We start from the raw sequence: 20111 nt of genomic DNA, 5'->3' as shown, positions 1-20111 counted from the left end.
CTAGCAAGTTCCATCAGCCAATATTGAGTTATTCCAATGAAAAAGATTGTTTATCAAGGATTTGTCTTAACCAATAGCGAAGGACGAACCGACAGTTGGAAACTGACCATCAAAGATCAACAGCGTATCGGTTCTTTATTCGAACTGCGGCGTTTAGTGGGGTACTTCTTAGAACTCGGCATACTGCCCGCGACACGCTCCAGCCTGCAAGACGCAAAACAAACGCAAAACACCATGAGCAAAAACACCGTAAAACCTAAAAGACGCTAAAAATCAGTTCCCTTATTAAAGAATAACTCGGTTAAATCAACGCATAGAGAATAACTCTGGCGCCTTTGACTGCATAAACTCAATAAAGACTCTTACCTTTAGCGGCTGCTGGCTGCGCTGATGATATAAAATCGAAATCCGCCTCTGCTCGCCAATCCATTCTGGCAGTAATACTTTAAGTTTCCCTTCTTTAATCTGCTGTTTTACAAATAGTTCGGGACCATACAAGATCCCGCCATGGCCTAAGGTCGCCTGAATCGCACCGTGCAAATCCGTGAGGGTCAGCTTAGTTGGGCCATTAAAATAAAAAGACTCACCGCTCGGATGCTTTAAATGCCAATTAAACAGCGGCCAGACTTTTATCAGTTGATGGGCTTCGAGATCATCGGGATGCTCAAGTTTAGGTGCCTGAGCCAAGTATTCTGGCGTGGCAAACAGGCAATAATCCAGCTCGCCTAAGGTGCTCGACACCCAAGAAGAATCAGGCTGAGCCCCGCCGACAATCGCCACATCTATGCCCTTGTCAATCAAATCGACTAACTCATTGCTCTGGGAAATGTGCAAACGGATATCGGGATACAGTCGGCCAAATTCATTCAAAGCTTGAATAAACACGATGGAAATAATCGAAATTGGCGCGGCGATGCGCAGGGTGCCCTCGGGTTTATCGCTGCCCGCACCACTCAGTTCATCAAATTGGGCAACCACACTCTGGTAGCGTTGAAAGAGTGCCAACCCTTCCTCCGTCAATCGTAACTTGCGGGTGCTGCGCATAAAGAGCTGTTTATCGAGCTTGTCTTCCAACTTCGCTAACTTGCGGCTCACTGTGGCAATGGGCATATCAAGCTCCTTCGCCGCCTGTGAAAAACTGCCCGCATTGACTAAATGCACAAAAAGATAGACAAGTTGTAGTTCAGCGCCTAAATCATCACTCATTGCATGTCCTAATTCTGTTCTAGCTGCCCACTTTAGGCACTATATAAAGTCATCAACAATCACAGCGTACGCTAAGTCATTGTGTTTTAAACATCAATTAATCCACTTATACGACCATAGCGCAATAGCCTTAGACTGAAATGATATGTTATTTTGTGGCGAGTTTTACTGCGCTGGCGCTAGTTCTGGTTCTAACGTGACATAAAAAAGGCAAGCGCCCACCTAAAATCATAGCGATAGTAGAAATGACGGTGGTGGCTGAGTTTATTCAAATTTAATCGTAAGGATGAGTGAGGGAAATGACCATTTTAACCCCTCTGTTTGCCGTCTTCGGGATCATGTTGCTCGGCACACTAGTGCAAAAATTAAAACTCTTGCCCGTCGATACGGATCAAGTGCTAAACCAGTATGTGTACTATATTGCTTTCCCTGCGATCATGCTTATCGCCCTCGCCCAGCAGCCAATTGGCGAGATTTTGCAATGGGGATTTATTGCGGGCTACAGCACGGCTATGGTGATCACTTATCTTGTCTGCCTTGGGCTCTCGCTGCTTGCTAACCCGAAACAGCATGCGGTTGCCGCCATTCGAGCCCTTAATGCCACCTTTGGTAATACCGCATTTATTGGTATTCCACTGCTCATCATCTTATTCCCGCAGCAGCAAAGTGCGTTAGTTGCCGCCGCGATTGCCAGCTTATTATCCGTGCTGATGTTTGCCGTGGCCTTAGTCTCGATGGAACTGGCCACAAACACCCAAAGACAACACCACGCCATAGTCATAATGATGATGGCGGTCGGTAAAAACCCTATCGTTATTGGTAGCTTGATTGGCGTCGGCATTTCGGCGCTAGAGATAAAACTGCCCTCAGGGCTGGCGCTAATGATCCAACAAATTGGCAATACCTCAAGCCCGTGCGCGCTGTTTGCCATCGGCATGGTGCTCGCCAAAGCGATGCGATACCAGAAAGATAGCAGCGTATTTAGCCCCAAGAATTTTATCGAACTGAGCCTTATTAACCTCTTCAAGCTAGTTGTCCAACCGGCACTCGTCTACTTTATGCTTAGCCGTTTTGGCGTGAGCGGCGACTACCTGATCATGGGCGTGATCTTGAGCGCATTGCCCACAGCCGCTAGCGTGTACTTGCTCGCCCAGCGCTATAACACTCAAGCTTCAACCAGTGCTCAGGGCATTCTATTTGGCACCTTAGTCACTTTCTTCAGTTTACCTATCTTAGAAAGCTTAGTAAGAACCCATGCATAATCAGTCAATTAAAAATATTTACTGCCGATAATGCCGATTATTTACCCAAGCCACTTTACTGTATATAAAATCAGTATATACTGTTTATCAATACAGTGGTTTGGTATGTTTTTCGACAGGAATTCACTATGCTTTGCCAACTCAGCATTAATAACTTCGCAATCGTCCGTTTTTTAGAACTGGATTTTCGCCCCGGTATGACCAGCATCACAGGTGAAACCGGCGCGGGTAAATCAATCGCCATCGATGCGCTAGGCCTGTGCCTAGGCAATCGCGCCGATGCCAGCAGTGTTCGCCCCGGAGCCAATAAAACCGAGGTTAGCGCTCGCTTTTCCTTGGATGATATTCCACTGGCAAAACGTTGGTTAGAAGATAACGATCTTGAACTCGATGATGAGTGTATCCTACGTCGAACTATTGGTAGCGATGGCCGTTCACGTGCCTATATCAATGGTAATCCAGTGCCGCTGACGCAACTCAAATTACTGGGTCAGTTGCTCATCGGTATTCACGGCCAACATGCGCACCATGCGATGTTAAAAAGTGAACACCAACTCACCCTGCTCGACAGTTATGCCAACCACAGATTGCTTATCGATACGGTTGCCGCCAGTTTTCAACGCTGCAAACAAATTGAGGCCGATCTAAAGCAACTCGAAGCCTCCCAGCATGAACGTATTGCCCGTAAGCAATTAGTGCAATATCAAGTAGAAGAACTCGATGAGTTTGATCTTAAAGTCGATGAGTTCGATGAAATTGAGCAAGAGCACAAACGTCTTGCCAATGGCACTGAGTTGATTGATACCTGTCAGGCGAGCTTAGATATACTCACTGAAGGCGAAGAGAACAATATAGAGTCGCTGCTTAATCGAGTCGTTTCCCTCGCCGAAGATCTGCAAAGCTACGATCCTGCATTAAGCAATATCAACACTATGCTCAATGATGCCTTAATCCAAGTGCAAGAAAGCGCAGGCGAATTACAGCACTATTTGAGTAAGCTTGAACTCGATCCAACCCACTTTGCCTATTTAGAAGAACGGCTATCAAAAGCCATGCAACTGGCGCGTAAGCACCATGTCAGCCCAAATAAACTGGCCGAACATCATTTGGCATTAAAGGCAGAGCTGAGCACCTTAGACAGTGACGAAAGCAAGCTCGAAGAAATTCAACTACAGGTCGATGCCAGCAGAGCCGCTTACCTTAGCAACGCACAAAAACTCAGCCAAAGCCGCGCTAGATATGCCAAAGAACTCGACAAACTGGTGACTCAGTCAATCCACGAACTGAATATGCCTAAGGGTAAATTTACTATCGAAGTCAATTTCCACCCAGAACAAATGTCAGCCAACGGCAGTGACAACATCGAATTCATGGTCACCACTAACCCTGGCCAACCCTTACAACCGATTTCGAAAGTCGCGTCTGGCGGTGAGCTTTCACGGATAGGCTTAGGGATCCAAGTGATTACCGCGAAGAAAGTTGCCACGCCAACATTGATTTTCGATGAGGTGGATGTCGGGATTTCGGGTCCCACCGCCGCAGTAGTAGGCCGCATGCTACGCAGCTTAGGGGAATCGACCCAAGTACTGTGCGTGACTCACTTGCCGCAAGTTGCGGGCAATGGTCATCAACACATGTTCGTCGATAAGTTTAATAAGGCGGGCAGTACAGAAACTACAATGAAGTCGCTCGATCGTGAGCAGCGTATTCAAGAACTTGCAAGACTGTTAGGTGGCGATACTATCACCAGCAATACCCTAGCAAACGCAAGGGAACTGCTGCAATAATAAAATCAAGCAGAAAAGGAATAAGGGATATTCAGCTAATCCCTTCAATCAAGCTTCAATCAGAAAAATGCGAAATCAAAAGCTAAGGGTTAGTTGTTGGCCATGTTAACTATCATGCCATGTTAGCTAACACACCAGACTAGCCCTTGCAGACAGATAAAGGCAAATACGCCCGCTAAGACATCGTCAATCATAATGCCAAAACCACCTTCGACTTTGGCATCGAGCCAACGGATTGGCCAAGGTTTGATGATGTCGAAAAAGCGAAATAAACCAAAGCCCACTAATAGCCAAATCCAGCCCGCAGGTGCCGCTATCATAGTGATCAACAGTCCAGCCACTTCATCCCACACAATCGCGCCATGGTCGTGTACGCCCATGTCATGTGCCGCTTTACCACAGATATAAAATCCTGCAAATACACTGACTAAAGTTAAGCCGATATACCAAGCAAGTGGTAATGGCGCCATCAGTAAATAGAGGGGAATAGCAGCTATGGTACCGAAAGTACCGGGCGCTTTAGCGGCGAGTCCGCTACCGAAACCGAGTGCCAAAAAGTGGACAGGATTTTTTAATGACAGGCGCGTTAACGCCTGATCCTTTGACAACCATTTCATTAACATGCTCTTCGCTTAAAAGTGCTCGAAACCGTGATACGGCGGCGTAAACGGCTCACCATTGAGTTGTAACTTGAGCTTACTGCCCGCACAAATTTGTCCAACACGAACAAACTTTGCTCCTGCATGGCTTAATGCTGTCTCAAGCGCGCCTTTTTGCGCCTCAGGAACGGTGAACAACAATTCGTAATCTTCGCCGCCTGTCAGTGCATAACCTAAGGCATGCTCCTCGCTGACGGTATCTTGCATCGCACGCGAAAGCGGGATGCAATTAACATCTACAACCGCACCAACTGCCGAAGCCTTAAGGACATGACCGATATCCGAGATAAACCCGTCGGAAAGGTCGATAGCACTGGAGGCTAGCGAGCGCAAAGCTTGGCCCGCTAAGACTCTTGGTGTTGGGCGATAATGACGATTAATCAGGAATTCTTTGTGCTCAGCTCTGGCTTGCTGCGCACCGCGAATGATATCCAGACCTAAGGCCGAATCTCCGAGCGTGCCCGTGACATAAATCCAATCACCGGCTTTAGCACCATGACGCGTGAGTGCCTTACCCTGTGGGACTTGGCCGTGTACTGTGATATTAATCGCCCGTGGGCCACGAGTCGTATCGCCGCCAATTAAGGCGATGCCATAGTAATCGGCCGCTTCAAATAAACCTTCGCTAAAACCACTGAGCCAAGTTTCATCGACTTCAGGTAGCGTCAAGGCAAGCGTCATCCACGCGGGCTCAGCGCCCATGGCAGCCAGATCAGATAAATTTACCGCTAAGGCTTTGTAACCTAAGGCAGCGGGAGGCATATCGGGGAAGAAATGGACATTTTCGACTAAGGTGTCACAGGAGATAGCAATCGACTTGTTTTCTGCGGGTTGCACTAAAGCGCAATCGTCACCGATGCCAAGCTTCACATCACGGCGAGTGGGGCCGCGGTTGCTAAAATAACATTCAATTAATTGGAATTCTTTCACTGTACAGTTTGGCACGACTTACATCGGCCACCTTTGTTAGCAATGAAAAACGGTATCCTAAGATACCGTTTGTCTTTATTACTTGCGTGCAACCAGTTTGTCGAGCAGTCCGTTCACAAACTTATGACTCTCGTCCGCACCGAAAGCTTTTGCCAACTCAATCGCTTCATTAATCGCGACCTTGTATGGCACATCTTTACGGAAAGTCAGCTCATAGGTCGCTAAACGAACTATGGCTTTCTCTACTGGAGACACTTCATCAATCGGGCGTTCCAGATGCGGGATGATCAGCTCATCCAATTGGGTTTTCTTCGTTGCAACGCCTGAAAATAGCTCACGAAAATAAGCTACATCAACACCGTCGAGACTTTGTTCAGTTAAAAACTCATGCTCGACATCGGCAATATTATTCCCGCTTAGTTGCCATGAATAGATGGCTTGAACGGCTAAACGGCGGGCCTTGCGGCGCTCAGAAGGCTTCATTATTTTTCCTACTATAACAACTGTTGTTCAAGTTCTTGCAGAACATTGACCATTTCAAGCAGACTTAAAGCAGCTTCGCCGCCTTTGTTACCCGCTTTGGTACCTGAACGTTCAATAGCTTGTTCAATGGTATCTGTGGTCAAAACACCGAAAGCAACAGGCAGATCAAATTCTAAAGCAACTTGAGCTAGACCTTTATTACATTCGCCTGCAACAAAATCAAAATGAGGAGTACCACCACGGATCACCGCACCTAATGCGATAATACCGTCGAATTTACCACTGGCAGCTACGCGACGCGCAGCTAGCGGCAACTCAACCGCACCTGGTACACGGACAACAGTGATATTGTCGTCGCTGACTTGGCCAAAACGTTTCAGCGTGTCAAGTGCACCTTCAAGCAAGCTCTCAACTAAAAAGCTGTTGAAACGCGAAATTACAATCGCAACTTTGGCATTTTTCGCTTCGATATTACCTTGAACTACGTTCATTATCTTACCTAATTTAGCTAAAGCACCCAGCTCGGGGCGAAAAGTGGCGACATGATATCACAGCCAATTGCCCAGAGCCCTATGCAAATTATCAGAAATTGTTAATTTTACTTCAGTGTAACTTTGGGTTTTAGTCCGCCACATACTCAGTCACTTCAAGGCCAAAGCCCGAAAGTGAATGGTAACGTTTAGGCGAGCTGAGCAGGCGCATCTTAGTCACGCCAAGGCTAGCGAGGATTTGCGAACCCACACCCACACGGCGCGACGTTCCCTGCCATTTTGCAGAAGCAGGCGCTTGGCCTTGATCTTCGGCTTCAAAGGCTTTCACCTTAGAGAGGATTTCACAGGGATGTTCTTGATTCCCTAGTAAAACCAATACGCCACCTTCTGCTGAAATACGCTCCATCGCCTTTTCGAGTGGCCAGCTGCGTTGCTGATCGCGCTCTGAATGGAGTAAATCGTTGAAGGTGTTTTGCAGATGCACGCGCACCAAACAATCACTCTTCACCTCACCTTTGACTAAGGCAAAATGCAGTTGATTGTCGATAGTGTCTCTGAAAGTCACCATATCGAACTCGCCGAAACGGGTCGGTAGTTTGCATTTAGCTTCACGCACAACCGTGGTTTCTTTAGTGTTGCGATACTCGATCAATGCCGCGATAGTGCCGATTTTGATACCGTGCAACTCGGAGAAAATCTCTAAATCTGGGCGGCGTGCCATAGTGCCGTCTTCGTTCAAAATCTCAACGATAACGCCCGATGGCTCAAGTCCCGCAAGACGGGCTAAATCACAACCAGCTTCAGTGTGGCCTGCGCGGGTTAATACGCCGCCGTCCTGTGCCATTAACGGGAAGATATGCCCAGGTTGCACTAAATCAGACGCTTTAGCCTCTTTAGCCACGGCCGCTTTTACCGTTACCGCGCGGTCGTGGGCCGAAATACCGGTAGTCACGCCTTCGGCTGCTTCAATAGAAACCGTAAAGTTAGTCGAGAACTGGGCGTTGTTATTCGTCACCATTAAGGGCAGATTTAACTGCTGGCAACGGGCTTTGGTCATGGTCTGGCAAATGAGTCCACGGCCATATTTCGCCATAAAGTTAATCGCTTCTGGCGTTACCATTTCGGCCGCCATGATCAAATCACCTTCGTTTTCTCTGTCTTCGTCATCCATCAAAATAACCATTTTGCCTTGACGAATATCTTCGATGATCTCTTCTATACTGTGCAGCGCCATTGTAGGACCTTATGATTTTGCTGTTGTTATGAAATTCTATACCTTAGCAGTACTATTGCCAGTGCACTAACGCACAAAGCCGGCACGGGCTAACATTTCCATGGTGACGCCGCCGCTCTTGCTGTCTTTGCCATCATAATTCATCAAGCGTTCAAGATAACGGGCGATTAAATCCACTTCGATATTCACCTTATCGCCCGCTTGCAGGTCGATTAACGTGGTTTCCCCTGCGGTATGCGGCACTATGGTCAGCCGGAATCGACTGCCGTCCACTTCGTTAACCGTCAAACTCACGCCATCAATGGTGATGGAACCTTTATGGGCAATGTAACGCCCAAGCTCTGCAGGTGCGGCTAACCAAAACTCGATGGCTTGACCACGCACTAGACGTTGCTCAACCATAGCAATCCCGTCTACATGGCCGCTGACCATGTGCCCGCCTAAGCGTGTCGTTGGGGTGACGGCTTTTTCAAGATTCACCTTAGTGCCCACTTTGTAGTGAGCAAAGCCGGTGAGACTAACGGTTTCGGCAGAGACATCAGCCACATAACCGTCGGCTAATTGCTGCACAACCGTTAAGCACACACCGTTGGTGGCAATACTGTCGCCTAAACGCACATCGTTTAAATCCAGTTTGCCGCTCGCCACGGTAAGACGAATATCATCGCCTTTACGCTCCAGTTTGCGCAGGGTGCCAACGGCTTCAATAATCCCAGTAAACATGGTTAACTCACTTAATTAATTAAAGAAGTATCAAGCATAACGCTCAAGATTAAACGGGTATCTGGCCCTAATTTGCGCTCATCGACCAACATTAATGCAGGAATTTGCGCCATGGTTTGATAATCGGGTAGCTGCAATAGATTACGCCCTTGCCCACCGAGGATTTTCATCGCTTGGTACAGCACTAATTCATCGGCCAGCCCCTGCGCTAAAAAAGCGCCCGCTAAGGTTGCACCCGCTTCCACCAGCACGTGATTACAACTTTGGCCTAAATAGCTTAATAGTTCAGGTAAGGATACGCGACCTGCAATAGCAGGTAACACGAGGCAACTCACATGGGAGGGCAATTGTGCTTGAAACTCTGCGGGATAAGCCACGGTCGAGACCAAGATTATCGGCGATACGATAGCCAAACAGGCAGCCGATAACGGCAAACGGGCGCGACTGTCGAGTATCACTCTTAATGGCTGCAGTAATTGCGCCTCGGTTACGCTGTCTTTTATGCCGCCAAGTTCTTGATATCGCACATTGAGTGAGGGATCGTCAGCCAGTATGGTTTCAATCCCAGTGACCAAAGCGCAGGAACGTAAGCGTAAGCGCTGCACGTCGCGGCGAGATTCAGGCCCGGTAATCCATTTAGACACACCGTTAGACAGCGCGGTTTTACCGTCGAGACTCGCAGCCAATTTGACTGTAACTCTGGGTAAACCCGATTCCATGCGCTTCATAAAGCCTAAATTCAAGGCATAGGCTTCATCGCGATGTAATCCCACATCCACTTCAATGCCTGCGTCGCGCAGCATTTGAATACCGCGACCACCCACTTGCGGATTAGGATCTTCCACCGCCACCACCACACGCTTAACGCCAATATTGATCAGTGCCAAGGCGCAGGGCGGCGTGCGGCCATAATGGCTGCAGGGCTCTAGGGTGACATAGGCCGTTGCGCCACGGGCGTGTTCGCCAGCCATGCGTAGCGCATGCACTTCGGCGTGGGGCTCACCCGCTTTTTGATGATATCCTTCGCCGACAATCTGATTATCTTTAACGATAACGCAGCCCACACTGGGATTGGGCCTCGTGGTGTAAAAGCCTTTACGCGCCAATTGAATCGCGCGGCTCATCATTTGGGTATCGAGTACGGACCAACTTATGTTCAAGCTCATGTTCAACCCTGTTGTTAAAGGTTTCGGCTTTCACCAGTCTTGTAAATCTGTGTTTAAAACCTGTCTTGCAGAAGCTATTAATCAAAAGCCTCTTTTAAAGCTAGCGCAACCAGAAGACTGAACGACAGGCCACAAAAATCGAATAACTACTTTTGCAGTTTAGCGATGGCTTCACCAAATTCAGACACATCTTCAAAGGCGCGGTACACAGAAGCAAAACGTATGTAGGCGACTTTATCGAGACTCATCAATTGCTCCATCATCAAGTTACCGACCATTTCTGAGAGCACTTCCCGCTCGCCAGTGGCGCGCAGGGTCGATTTGATTTTGCTAAGCGCTTGCTCGATTTCATCCATAGACACGGGGCGTTTTTCAACGGCGCGCAACATGCCACCTTGGAGTTTTTCTTCATCGAAGGGTTGGCGTGAACCATCGCGCTTAATCACCCTAGGCATGACTAACTCGGCGCCTTCGAAGGTGGTAAATCTTTCATGGCATTCGGTGCATTCTCGGCGACGGCGCACTTGATGGCCTTCCGCCACTAATCGAGAATCGATGACTTTAGTATCTGTCGCGCTGCAAAATGGACAATGCATTGAGCCTCCTGCCAGTGAATGCGAGTAAAGCGTTAATGGCTTTACCTGTTAAATCTCAGCCAAACGCAATGGATTTAAGCCTAAGATTTTACCAATAAAAATGGCCGCTTGATGCGGCCATGGGATTTTATCCTATTTATGGGCTGAGGTTAACTACCTGATGTTAAGTACCTGATGTAAGTAACTGATGCAAGTACCTAGTCAGCAAGCGATCACTCTCAGCCTGTCATCTACTTAGCGTAGATGCGTCAGCAAATTAGCCGTAAACAGGGAAACGTGCACATAGTGCCAATACTTGGCCCTTCACACGCTCAATCACAGCAGGATTGCTTGCATCATCAAGGATGTCACAAATCCAGCCAGTCAGCTCTTTCGATTCCGCTTCTTTAAAGCCGCGGCGCGTAATGGCTGGCGTACCGATACGCACACCTGAGGTCACAAAAGGTGAACGTGGATCGTTTGGTACTGAGTTTTTGTTCACGGTAATGTTAGCGCTACCTAAGGCGGCATCGGCTTCTTTACCCGTTAAGTCACGACCAATCAGGTCAACTAACATTAAGTGGTTGCTGGTTCCGCCAGAGACGATTTTGTAACCGCGCTCAAGGAACACTTCAACCATAGCTTTAGCGTTGTTAACCACTTGCTGTTGGTACACTTTAAATTCTGGCTCTAGGGCTTCTTTGAACGCAACCGCTTTACCGGCGATAACGTGCATTAATGGGCCGCCTTGACCGCCAGGGAATACCGCTGAATTCAACTTCTTGTACAAGTCTTCATCGTCAGCAGCAGACAGGATCACGCCACCACGAGGACCGGCTAAAGTTTTGTGGGTCGTTGACGTCACAACGTGCGCGTGTGGAACTGGGTTTGGATAAACGCCAGCAGCAATAAGACCGGCAACGTGCGCCATATCGACAAATAGGTAAGCACCTATTTTGTCAGCAATTTCACGCATTTTTGCCCAGTCAACGATACCTGAATAGGCAGAGAAACCGCCGATCATCATCTTAGGCTTATGTTCTACGGCCAGACGTTCCATTTCGTCGTAGTCAATTTTACCTGACTCGTCGATACCGTAAGGAATGATATTGTACAGTTTGCCAGAGAAGTTAACGGGTGAACCGTGGGTCAAGTGACCACCGTGGGCTAAGTTCATGCCCAGTACGGTATCGCCAGGTTTTAACAATGCCATGTAAACAGCGCTGTTTGCCTGTGAACCTGAATGAGGTTGTACGTTAGCGTAAGTTGCGCCAAACAATTCTTTAGCACGTTCAATCGCTAAGGTTTCAACTACGTCCACATACTCACAACCACCGTAGTAACGCTTGCCTGGATAGCCTTCAGCGTACTTATTGGTTAACTGTGAACCTTGCGCTTCCATCACGCGTGGACTGGTGTAGTTTTCAGAAGCAATCAGCTCAATATGCTCTTCTTGACGCAGAGTTTCATTCTGAATTGCCTTAAACAGTTCCGGATCATAATCTGCGATATTCATATCTTTTTTCAGCATTGCTTACTCCAGCTGCCAATTCTTATAGGTAGGGTTGCGCGGTATTCTACTCGGAACGCGACCACAATCCCAGTATTTGAAACATGAAATTCCTGTGGATAGTGCTTGAACTTGGCTCATTGTCGAGTTGAGTTCGGCGCGCAATCGAGTAGAATTAGCCGCATCATTAGTCACTTAAGATAGAGAAAAATGGCTCAGTTTGTTTACAGCATGCTGCGGGTGGGTAAAATTGTTCCGCCTAAGAAGCAGATCCTTAAAGATATTTCTTTAAGCTTTTTCCCCGGCGCCAAAATTGGCGTACTCGGCCTCAACGGTTCAGGTAAGTCGACACTACTGCGCATTATGGCGGGTATCGACACCGAAATTGAAGGTGAAGCGCGCCCAATGCCGGGATTGAAAATCGGTTACCTCCCCCAGGAACCTAAACTCGATCCGAATCAAACCGTGCGTGAAGCGATTGAAGAAGCGGTTGCAGAGGCAAAAAATGCCCTGACTCGCCTCGATGCCGTTTATGCTGCCTATGCCGAGCCGGATGCCGATTTCGACGCCCTTGCGAAAGAGCAAGGCGAACTCGAAGCGATTATCCAAGCCCAAGATGCCCATAACTTAGAGTACGTCCTTGAGCGCGCCGCTAACGCCCTGCGTCTGCCGGATTGGGATGAAAAAATTGAAGTGTTATCCGGTGGTGAACGTCGCCGCGTAGCGATTTGTCGTTTGCTGCTTGAAAAGCCAGAAATGCTGTTACTGGACGAACCGACCAACCACTTGGATGCTGAATCCGTGGCCTGGCTTGAGCACTTCTTGCAGGAATATGCCGGTACTGTGGTCGCGATTACCCATGACAGATACTTCCTCGACAATGCCGCTGGCTGGATTTTAGAACTCGACCGCGGTGAAGGTATTCCGTGGGAAGGTAACTATTCTTCATGGCTTGAGCAGAAAGACGCCCGTCTGAAGCAAGAATCTGCCACCGAAAGTGCTCGCCAAAAAACCATTGCCAAGGAATTAGAATGGGTACGCCAAGGTGCCAAAGGCCGTCAGTCTAAAGGCAAGGCCCGTATGGCACGCTTTGAAGAACTGAACACTAACGATTACCAAAAACGTAACGAAACCAACGAGCTGTTTATTCCACCTGGACCACGTTTAGGCGACAAGGTTATTGAAGTGAATAACCTGACCAAGTCTTACGGTGACCGCGTATTGATCGACAACCTGTCGTTCTCTGTGCCTAAGGGCGCGATCGTCGGTATTATTGGTGCCAACGGCGCGGGTAAATCGACCCTGTTCCGCATGTTATCCGGCGCTGAAACGCCAGACAGCGGCAGCATTGAGCTGGGTGAAACTGTGCAACTGGCCTCGGTTGAGCAGTTCCGCGATTCGATGAATGATAAGAACACCATTTGGGAAGAAATCTCCGGTGGTCAAGACATTATGCGTATCAACAACATGGAAATCCCGAGCCGCGCCTATGTGGGCCGCTTCAACTTCCGTGGTGGCGATCAGCAAAAAGTTATCGGCACCTTGTCTGGTGGTGAGCGTAACCGGGTGCATTTAGCCAAACTGCTGCAAGCGGGCGGTAACGTATTATTACTCGACGAACCCACCAACGATTTAGACGTTGAAACCCTGCGCGCACTGGAAGAAGCGATTCTGGAATTCCCAGGTTGCGCTATGGTGATTTCGCATGACCGTTGGTTCCTCGACCGTATCGCGACCCACATTCTGGATTACCGTGACGAAGGTCAAGTGAACTTCTACGAAGGTAACTACACAGAATACTCGGCATGGTTGAAAAACACCTATGGCGCCGATGTGGTTGAGCCACACCGCTTGAAATACAAACGCATGATTAAGTAGATCTAGAATCTAGTCAAGCATGTATCTGAGGAGTTTAACTCGAAAGGGTTAAGCTCCTTTTTTATGGCATCCCGTTACGCTATAAGTGCCGCAAGCTTTGGCACTATTTCAAACTGGCACTATTTCAAACTGGCACTATTTCAAACTGGCACTATTTCAAACTGGCACTATTTCAAACTGGCACTATTTCAAACTAGCAAAGTAGGCCACCAGCATATCCATCATCACTCTTAATGCGGGCTGCATATGTTTGCGAGATTGATACACGCCATATACTCCAAGGGACTGCGGCTTAAACTCAGTCAATAAAGGCACCAACTGACCCGAGTCTAAATAGGGTTTCGCCGCCCATAGCGGCTGCATCGCAATCCCCTCGCCTGCCAGCGTGGCATTGAGCACAACCATAGAATCATTGGCACTAAAATTACCATTCACCGGCACATTAAACGCCTGACCTTGGTTTAACTTAGGATCAGAGTTCAGCGCCTGAGCCTGCTTCGCAGCCACATCGGCTTGATAAAAGCGCCACATCACATCGCCAAAGTAGGAATAGGTTAAGCAATTATGCTGGGTCAAATCTTCGGGATGCAGCACGGCGGCGCGGGCGGCAAGGTAACTCGGTGCAGCGCACACCACAGATTCACATTCCCCCAAGCGCCTTGCGATAAGGTTAGGATCGAGTTCATTGGTGATGCGAATCGCCAGATCAATCCGCTCGGCGACCAGATCGACAGTTTGGCTACTCACGTGGATATTCACACTCGCCTGCGGATAACTGGCTAAGTATTGGTGCACCACGGGCGCTAAAATCTGATGCGCCAAAAACTGGGAGCAGCTAATGCGCAATAATCCGCGCGGAATCGCCACCGAAGCATGACTGACCGCTGGCACTTCGTTCGCCAGTTCGAGCAGTCGATGGCAATAATCCAGCACTTGCTCACCCGCTGGCGTTAAGCTGAGACTGCGCGTCGAACGATGCAACAATCTAGCGCCGGACCATTCTTCCATTTCGCTCAAGTAACGGGTCACCATAGAACGCGACATATCTAAGGCATTAGCGGCGCTTACCATGCTGCCGCGCTCAACAATAGTGACAAACACTTTAGCCGCTTCGAGTCTATCCATGATTTATCTCCACTCGCGTTCAATCAATAACGTTCAATCACTCGAAGGCTCACTCACATACTCGCGCCCCACATGAATAATAACTAAGAGTACATCCAGCAATTCGTCCGATTAATGCAACAAATATGGGCAGATACTCGCATTTATCTATTGATTATTGCAACCTATACTTAACTCACTTTTTGCAGCAGCTGCAAATCAATGAATGCTAAATCGAACCTTTTTACTCTTTCATCCTGTGACTATAAGTGAGCCAAAAATGAACACATCGACCTATGCTATACGCAACACAGTTAACGCCACATTGAAGGCCTCGTCTAAAATCAGTCTAGCCGCTACCTTACTGCTAGCGGGACTCGGCGCGGTCAATGCGGCACCATTGCAAGTGAGCCATTTTAATCCGGGCGAAAACAGCATCTTTGCCGTGTCATCGAGCTTTATCAGCGGCGAACACGAAATGATGTTAGTCGATGCACAATTTCAAAATAACGATGCCCAAACCTTGGTTGATACCATCAAGGCCAGCGGTAAAAAGCTGACTCAGGTGTATATCAGTCATAGCGATCCTGACTTTTATTTCGGTTTAGCCGTGATTAAAAAGAATTTCCCCAATGCACAAATCGTCGCGACTCAAACCACAGTCGATGCCATTAAAGCCTCAATGGCAGGCAAGCTCGCCTACTGGGGTCCGATTTTAAAGGACAATGCGCCAAGTGAATTAGTGTTACCTAAGGCGATTCACAGCGACACTTTCACCATCGACGGTGAGCAAGTGATTATCGAAGGTTTTAATGATAAACACCCTAAACACACTTTCCTGTGGGTACCATCGGCAAAAACCATTACAGGTGGCGTAGAAGTATTTGATAACACGCATGTTTGGATGGCTGACACTCAAACTACCGCAGAGCGTCAGGAATGGTTAACTCATTTAGATACGATGGAAAAACTGCTGCCGACCACAGTGATCCCGGGGCACTATTTAGGCGAAGCGCGATTTGATACCCGTGCCATCGGTTTTACCCGTGACTATGTGAAAGCCTTTGAAGTCGCAGCAAAAGCCTCGAAAGATTCAGCCGAATTAATCCAAAAGATGCTGGCGCAATACCCACAAATGCCAGCCGATGCAGGGCTTGAAATCAGCGCCAAAGTTTACATGGGCGAAATGACCTGGCCTATGTAAGTCCAGCCATACCTATCTCGGTGATGAGGTACAGCTAGTTAGGTGTAAAAGATAGTTAAGTGCAAACAGTTAAAGACAGGCACGTGAGCGATTGCGTGCCATTTTTAGCTAAATGCCTGTACCTAAATAACTGCACCTAAATAACGGTACCAAACTAACGATTTTAATTGATGATTTCAAAGGGCTTAAGTCGCTAATGTAGCGACGAACTTAAGCCAAAAGGTTTAACACTATGACTACCCCAACAACTCATTCTGCTAGCACGGCCAGCAGCACACCAACGGCCAAAGTGCGTACTCTGCACGCGATTATCGACCCTTTATGTGGTTGGTGTTATGCCGCAGCGCCACTGCTAGATGCAGCCGCAAAAGCTGGCTTTACCATTAAGCTCCACGGCGGCGGTATGCTTACAGGACCAAGACGCAAACAAATCGATGCCAACTGGCGCGACTATGTTATGCCCCACGATCTGCGCATTAGCGAACTAACTGGCCAGCCATTTGGTGAAAACTACTTCGATGGTCTGCTGCGCGATACCACAGTCGTACTCGACTCTGCGCCACCCATTAAAGCCATGCTCGCAGTCGATGCTATGGGTGGCGACAGTTTGGCTTATCTACACTCAGTACAACTCGCCCATTACCGCGATGGTCACAGCGCCAGTGATGAAGGTAATCTCGCAAGCTTAGCCGCTGAACTTGGGATCGACCCTATGAGCTTTGCACAACATTATGCCCAAGGTGACGACAAGCTGTATGAGCATATCGTTGAATCTAGAGCATTATTGAATTTGATAGGCGCCCAAGGTTTCCCTTCGATGGCTATAGAGGATAATGATGGCAACATCACCGCCATTAATATTAACCGCTTCTACGGCCAACCCGCCCAGTGGTTAAGCCATCTTGAAGCGCAATTTGAGTCATAATCATGCCAACGCTTAATAGTATTTCAACAGGCTCATTAATGAGTGAGCCTGCTCAGTTAAGTCTTATCGAAACAGCAAGGCAGACTGATGCGAATCTTGCACTGGTTAAAAGCACCTATGAGGGAAGTAGCTCAGCCGAGAACGCCAAAAATCTTCAGCATGCATTAGCGAGTGACGCACGCTGGACAGAGGCGGCAGGTTTTCCCTATGCGGGCACTTACGTAGGCTTTAGCGCGATAGCCGCCAAGGTGTTCGCCCGCCTCGAAATTGAATGGGATAACTATCGGGTCGATATCGAAGACTATGTCGCCCAAGGCGATAAGGTTTTTGCCTTCGGCACTTATTCAGGAACCTATGTCAAAACAGGCAAGCATTTTAGCGCCAGAGTCGCCCACTTATGGAAGATACACAGCGGTAAAATCGTCAGTTTTGAGCAGTTTGTCGATAGTCATTCCGTAGTCAATGCCATGTAATTGCCAATACCCATAACAACAGTTATGCACGATAGAAATGCCATGATGCAATAACTGAATAATGAGGCGGGCAACTTTAATTTAGCCCGTCTCACGACTTGTCGATGTTAAGCCTTATCCGTATGATTTAGTGTTTTGAATATCTTGAGCGCTTAAGATTAAGCCCTTGGGACTGAACGTTTGAAATTGAGCATTTGAGATTAACTTCGTAAAACTACACATTCGAAGACTCATCAACTCAAGTGTCTAAAATGACAGAATGAATAACTAAAACAAGAACAAGGATGCGGTCTAATGCGAATCAATTCGATGCCCGTCGGGGCCCACCCCATCACACTCTCTAATACCCGACTGAGCCAAACCAGCCAATGGATAATGAAGCAACATAGAAAATTCACGCCCCTATTATGGTTTGTTACCGCGCTTCTCTTTGTCTCACTCTCCGTTAACTCATTCGCGGCCAATACCAGTGAAGCCGAGCCAGAACTAAAGATTCAAGAAAGCAGCGTCACCGATGGCCCTTATGTGTTTTTAAACGATACTCAACAAGACACTGCCTATTGGATTTGCCAGAGTGAGCTAAAACAAACACCGATTGCGAAGGCGCAGTTAACTCGCCCAGCCAGTTGCGGTGAATTACCAGAGCCCCATCTTCACACACTAGCGGCCACGGTTGAGCCCGATACCTTTACGCATGTCAGCAAAATTGTCGCCCTTAGCGATGTGCATGGCCAATTTAATGTGATGATTAACTTACTAAAAGCCCATAGGATTATCGACAAAGATAACCACTGGGCCTTCGGTGACGGTCATATGGTGATGACGGGAGACATGTTTGACCGTGGCCATCAAGTCAATGAAGTATTGTGGTTTTTATATGCCTTAGATCAAGAAGCTCAAGCTGCGGGCGGGCGCTTACATCTACTCATGGGCAACCACGAGCAAATGGTGTTTCGCGGCGACTTACGCTACGTCAACGAACGCTATCAAGTCTCGGCAGATTTACTCAAACGCAGCTACGATGCGCTCTACAACAAAGACACAGAAATAGGCCAATGGCTTCGCAGCAAACACACCTTAGTCAAAATCAATAATATCTTGTTTATGCACGGTGGCATCAGCCCTGAATGGGTCGAGCGTAAATTACATATCAGCGAGGCTAACCAACTATTTCGTCAGCATTTAGATGATAAAAAAGCCGATTTGAAGAAAGATGATTTACTCAACTTTCTGTTTTTTACCAATGGTCCAACTTGGTATCGCGGTTACTTTAAAGATGAACTGAAAGAGTCGGATATCGATAGCATACTGAACTATTTCAAGGTCGAGCATATTGTCGTTGGACACACATCGCAGGAGCAAGTACTTGGCCTCTATCACAATAAAATCATTGCGATAGACAGCAGTATTAAGAACGGTCAATCCGGTGAACTGTTACTTATTGACGCTGGCAAACTCAGCCGCGGTCTGTATCAGGGTGAGCAGGTTTCGCTATAAGATACCTCACTAATATCTTCGCCATAATATGTGAATGCCCTAGCGCCCTAATGCATGAATAAGTTAGGGCGCGAATGTATAAATAAGTAAGGGCAAACATGCACGCATCTTAATGTCCATAAGTTCGCCAGTTTTTATTAACTCTGACTATACTCAAGCCAAGTGCGACTCACCTAAGTGCTGGAGTAGATATGGGGAAAAAATTACTCACATTATCTGGCTTTTGCTTGTTTATGCTCGGCTTTATCCACCCCGCATTTGCGGGTCGAGAACTCCATTTAGTCGCCACTAACTACCCTCCTTTTTATGCCGATGCTTTACCCGAACAGGGCGGCGTCGCCCAAGTGGTCAAAGAAGCCTTTAAACGCCAAGGCTATAATGCTAGCCTCAAGTTTTATCCCTTCGCTCGCGCAGCCTTACTCGTTAAAACGGGCCAAGCCGATGGCATTATTGGACTCTGGTATCGTAAAGAGCGTGAGCAATGGGCCCAATATTCGGCGCCAATCCAACCCGTACAAATCGTGTTTTATAAACGTAAAGATGCGCCGCTGAGTTTCAGCCAGCTCTCTGAGCTCAAGCCCTACACGATCGGCATAGGTCGCGGTTACGCTAATCCGCCCGAAATCTTCGCCGCTGGGCTCACCACCGAAGAAGGTAATTCGGATGAGATGAACCTCAAGAAGCTATTTTTAAAGCGTATTGATTTAGTCTTGATTGGCCATAACTTAGCGAGGTATTTAATTAAAAAAGGCCCAGCTGAATATAACGATGCCTTTGAACAAGTCGGTCAACCCATAGCGACAGAGGTATTTCACTTAGGGGTGTCTCTGGCCGTGACAGATCATCAGCAGTTGGTAACGGATTTTAATCAAGGCTTAGAAAGTATGCGCAGCGATGGTCGATTAGCTTCCATTTTAAGCCAATATCCTCAGGTTGAAACGACTCAAGCCCCAGTCGAAAAAACGCGTACAGAGGTCCATCCGTAGCGCACGTGAGTCTTCTCG

General features: G+C 47.8%; 20 protein-coding genes. 9 read left to right on the top strand and 11 right to left on the bottom strand.

The features are described 5' to 3' along the window. Positions 1-36: 36 nt before the first annotated feature. Positions 37-270 carry a DUF3319 domain-containing protein gene (locus MO387_RS02500; protein WP_006082632.1) on the top strand — a complete coding sequence of 78 codons (234 nt, stop codon included), beginning with the start codon at positions 37-39 and terminating at the stop codon, positions 268-270. A 36-nt stretch (positions 271-306) separates the two neighbouring features. Here MO387_RS02500 and MO387_RS02495 read toward each other — a convergent pair whose 3' ends face one another. Beyond that, on the bottom strand, positions 307-1206 hold the full coding sequence (locus MO387_RS02495; protein ID WP_071938345.1) for a LysR family transcriptional regulator: 900 nt from the start codon (positions 1204-1206) through the stop codon (positions 307-309). A 299-nt stretch (positions 1207-1505) separates the two neighbouring features. Here MO387_RS02495 and MO387_RS02490 point away from each other — a divergent pair, with 299 nt between their 5' ends. Next, on the top strand, positions 1506-2468 hold the full coding sequence (locus MO387_RS02490; protein WP_107948634.1) for an AEC family transporter: 963 nt from the start codon (positions 1506-1508) through the stop codon (positions 2466-2468). 128 nt (positions 2469-2596) lie between these two features. Then, entirely contained in the window at positions 2597-4255 is a 1659-nt protein-coding gene (gene recN / locus MO387_RS02485; RefSeq protein WP_006086873.1) for a DNA repair protein RecN, read from the top strand. 122 nt (positions 4256-4377) lie between these two features. On the opposite strand, the gene MO387_RS02480 is transcribed toward recN, so the two are convergent. The 9 genes from MO387_RS02480 to glyA all read right to left on the bottom strand — a co-directional run bounded on the left by MO387_RS02480 (position 4378) and on the right by glyA (position 12047). After that, positions 4378-4872: a phosphatidylglycerophosphatase A gene (locus MO387_RS02480; protein WP_006082636.1), complete on the bottom strand. Its 495-nt coding sequence runs from the start codon at positions 4870-4872 to the stop codon at positions 4378-4380. Between the two features lie 15 nt (positions 4873-4887). After that, positions 4888-5844 carry a thiamine-phosphate kinase gene (gene thiL, locus MO387_RS02475; protein WP_037392620.1) on the bottom strand — a complete coding sequence of 319 codons (957 nt, stop codon included), beginning with the start codon at positions 5842-5844 and terminating at the stop codon, positions 4888-4890. 78 nt (positions 5845-5922) lie between these two features. Next, positions 5923-6327 carry a transcription antitermination factor NusB gene (nusB, locus tag MO387_RS02470; protein ID WP_006082638.1) on the bottom strand — a complete coding sequence of 135 codons (405 nt, stop codon included), beginning with the start codon at positions 6325-6327 and terminating at the stop codon, positions 5923-5925. A gap of 11 nt (positions 6328-6338) precedes the next feature. Further along, entirely contained in the window at positions 6339-6818 is a 480-nt protein-coding gene (gene ribE, locus MO387_RS02465; RefSeq protein WP_006082639.1) for a 6,7-dimethyl-8-ribityllumazine synthase, read from the bottom strand. A 130-nt stretch (positions 6819-6948) separates the two neighbouring features. Next, a complete protein-coding gene (ribBA, locus tag MO387_RS02460) occupies positions 6949-8052 on the bottom strand; it encodes a bifunctional 3,4-dihydroxy-2-butanone-4-phosphate synthase/GTP cyclohydrolase II (RefSeq protein ID WP_006082640.1) in 1104 nt (367 codons plus the stop codon). 66 nt (positions 8053-8118) lie between these two features. Continuing rightward, the gene (locus MO387_RS02455) at positions 8119-8775 is read right to left on the bottom strand and encodes a riboflavin synthase (RefSeq protein WP_107948637.1); all 657 of its coding nucleotides are present in this window, start codon (positions 8773-8775) and stop codon (positions 8119-8121) included. 11 nt (positions 8776-8786) lie between these two features. Further along, positions 8787-9941, bottom strand: a complete 1155-nt coding sequence (gene ribD, locus MO387_RS02450) for a bifunctional diaminohydroxyphosphoribosylaminopyrimidine deaminase/5-amino-6-(5-phosphoribosylamino)uracil reductase RibD (RefSeq protein WP_199908740.1) — start codon at positions 9939-9941, stop codon at positions 8787-8789. Positions 9942-10087: 146 nt separating this feature from the next. After that, positions 10088-10537, bottom strand: a complete 450-nt coding sequence (nrdR, locus tag MO387_RS02445) for a transcriptional regulator NrdR (RefSeq protein WP_107948639.1) — start codon at positions 10535-10537, stop codon at positions 10088-10090. A 256-nt stretch (positions 10538-10793) separates the two neighbouring features. Further along, positions 10794-12047, bottom strand: coding sequence for a serine hydroxymethyltransferase (glyA, locus tag MO387_RS02440; RefSeq protein WP_006082644.1), 1254 nt, complete (start codon positions 12045-12047; stop codon positions 10794-10796). Positions 12048-12236: 189 nt separating this feature from the next. On the opposite strand from glyA, the gene ettA reads away from it, so the two are divergent. Continuing rightward, positions 12237-13904 carry an energy-dependent translational throttle protein EttA gene (gene ettA, locus MO387_RS02435; protein ID WP_107948641.1) on the top strand — a complete coding sequence of 556 codons (1668 nt, stop codon included), beginning with the start codon at positions 12237-12239 and terminating at the stop codon, positions 13902-13904. Positions 13905-14087: 183 nt separating this feature from the next. Here the strand turns inward: ettA and MO387_RS02430 are convergent, their stop codons facing one another. Then, a complete protein-coding gene (locus MO387_RS02430; RefSeq protein WP_107948643.1) occupies positions 14088-15029 on the bottom strand; it encodes a LysR family transcriptional regulator in 942 nt (313 codons plus the stop codon). A gap of 259 nt (positions 15030-15288) precedes the next feature. On the opposite strand from MO387_RS02430, the gene MO387_RS02425 reads away from it, so the two are divergent. The 5 genes from MO387_RS02425 (at position 15289) to MO387_RS02405 (ending at position 20093) form a co-directional block, all read left to right on the top strand. Next, positions 15289-16212, top strand: a complete 924-nt coding sequence (locus MO387_RS02425; protein WP_199908741.1) for an MBL fold metallo-hydrolase — start codon at positions 15289-15291, stop codon at positions 16210-16212. Positions 16213-16444: 232 nt separating this feature from the next. After that, positions 16445-17137: a protein-disulfide isomerase gene (locus MO387_RS02420; protein ID WP_107948645.1), complete on the top strand. Its 693-nt coding sequence runs from the start codon at positions 16445-16447 to the stop codon at positions 17135-17137. Positions 17138-17139: 2 nt separating this feature from the next. After that, positions 17140-17610 carry a nuclear transport factor 2 family protein gene (locus MO387_RS02415; RefSeq protein WP_199908742.1) on the top strand — a complete coding sequence of 157 codons (471 nt, stop codon included), beginning with the start codon at positions 17140-17142 and terminating at the stop codon, positions 17608-17610. Positions 17611-17904: 294 nt separating this feature from the next. Next, positions 17905-19107, top strand: coding sequence for a metallophosphoesterase (locus tag MO387_RS02410; RefSeq protein ID WP_107948647.1), 1203 nt, complete (start codon positions 17905-17907; stop codon positions 19105-19107). 191 nt (positions 19108-19298) lie between these two features. Continuing rightward, on the top strand, positions 19299-20093 hold the full coding sequence (locus MO387_RS02405; protein ID WP_011847468.1) for a transporter substrate-binding domain-containing protein: 795 nt from the start codon (positions 19299-19301) through the stop codon (positions 20091-20093). Positions 20094-20111: the final 18 nt, after the last annotated feature.

This window comes from Shewanella sp. N2AIL, assembly GCF_022690845.1.
GTDB lineage: Bacteria > Pseudomonadota > Gammaproteobacteria > Enterobacterales > Shewanellaceae > Shewanella > Shewanella baltica.
Note: the sequence above shows the minus strand (reverse complement) of the source record. Positions and strands in the feature narration are given on the sequence as shown.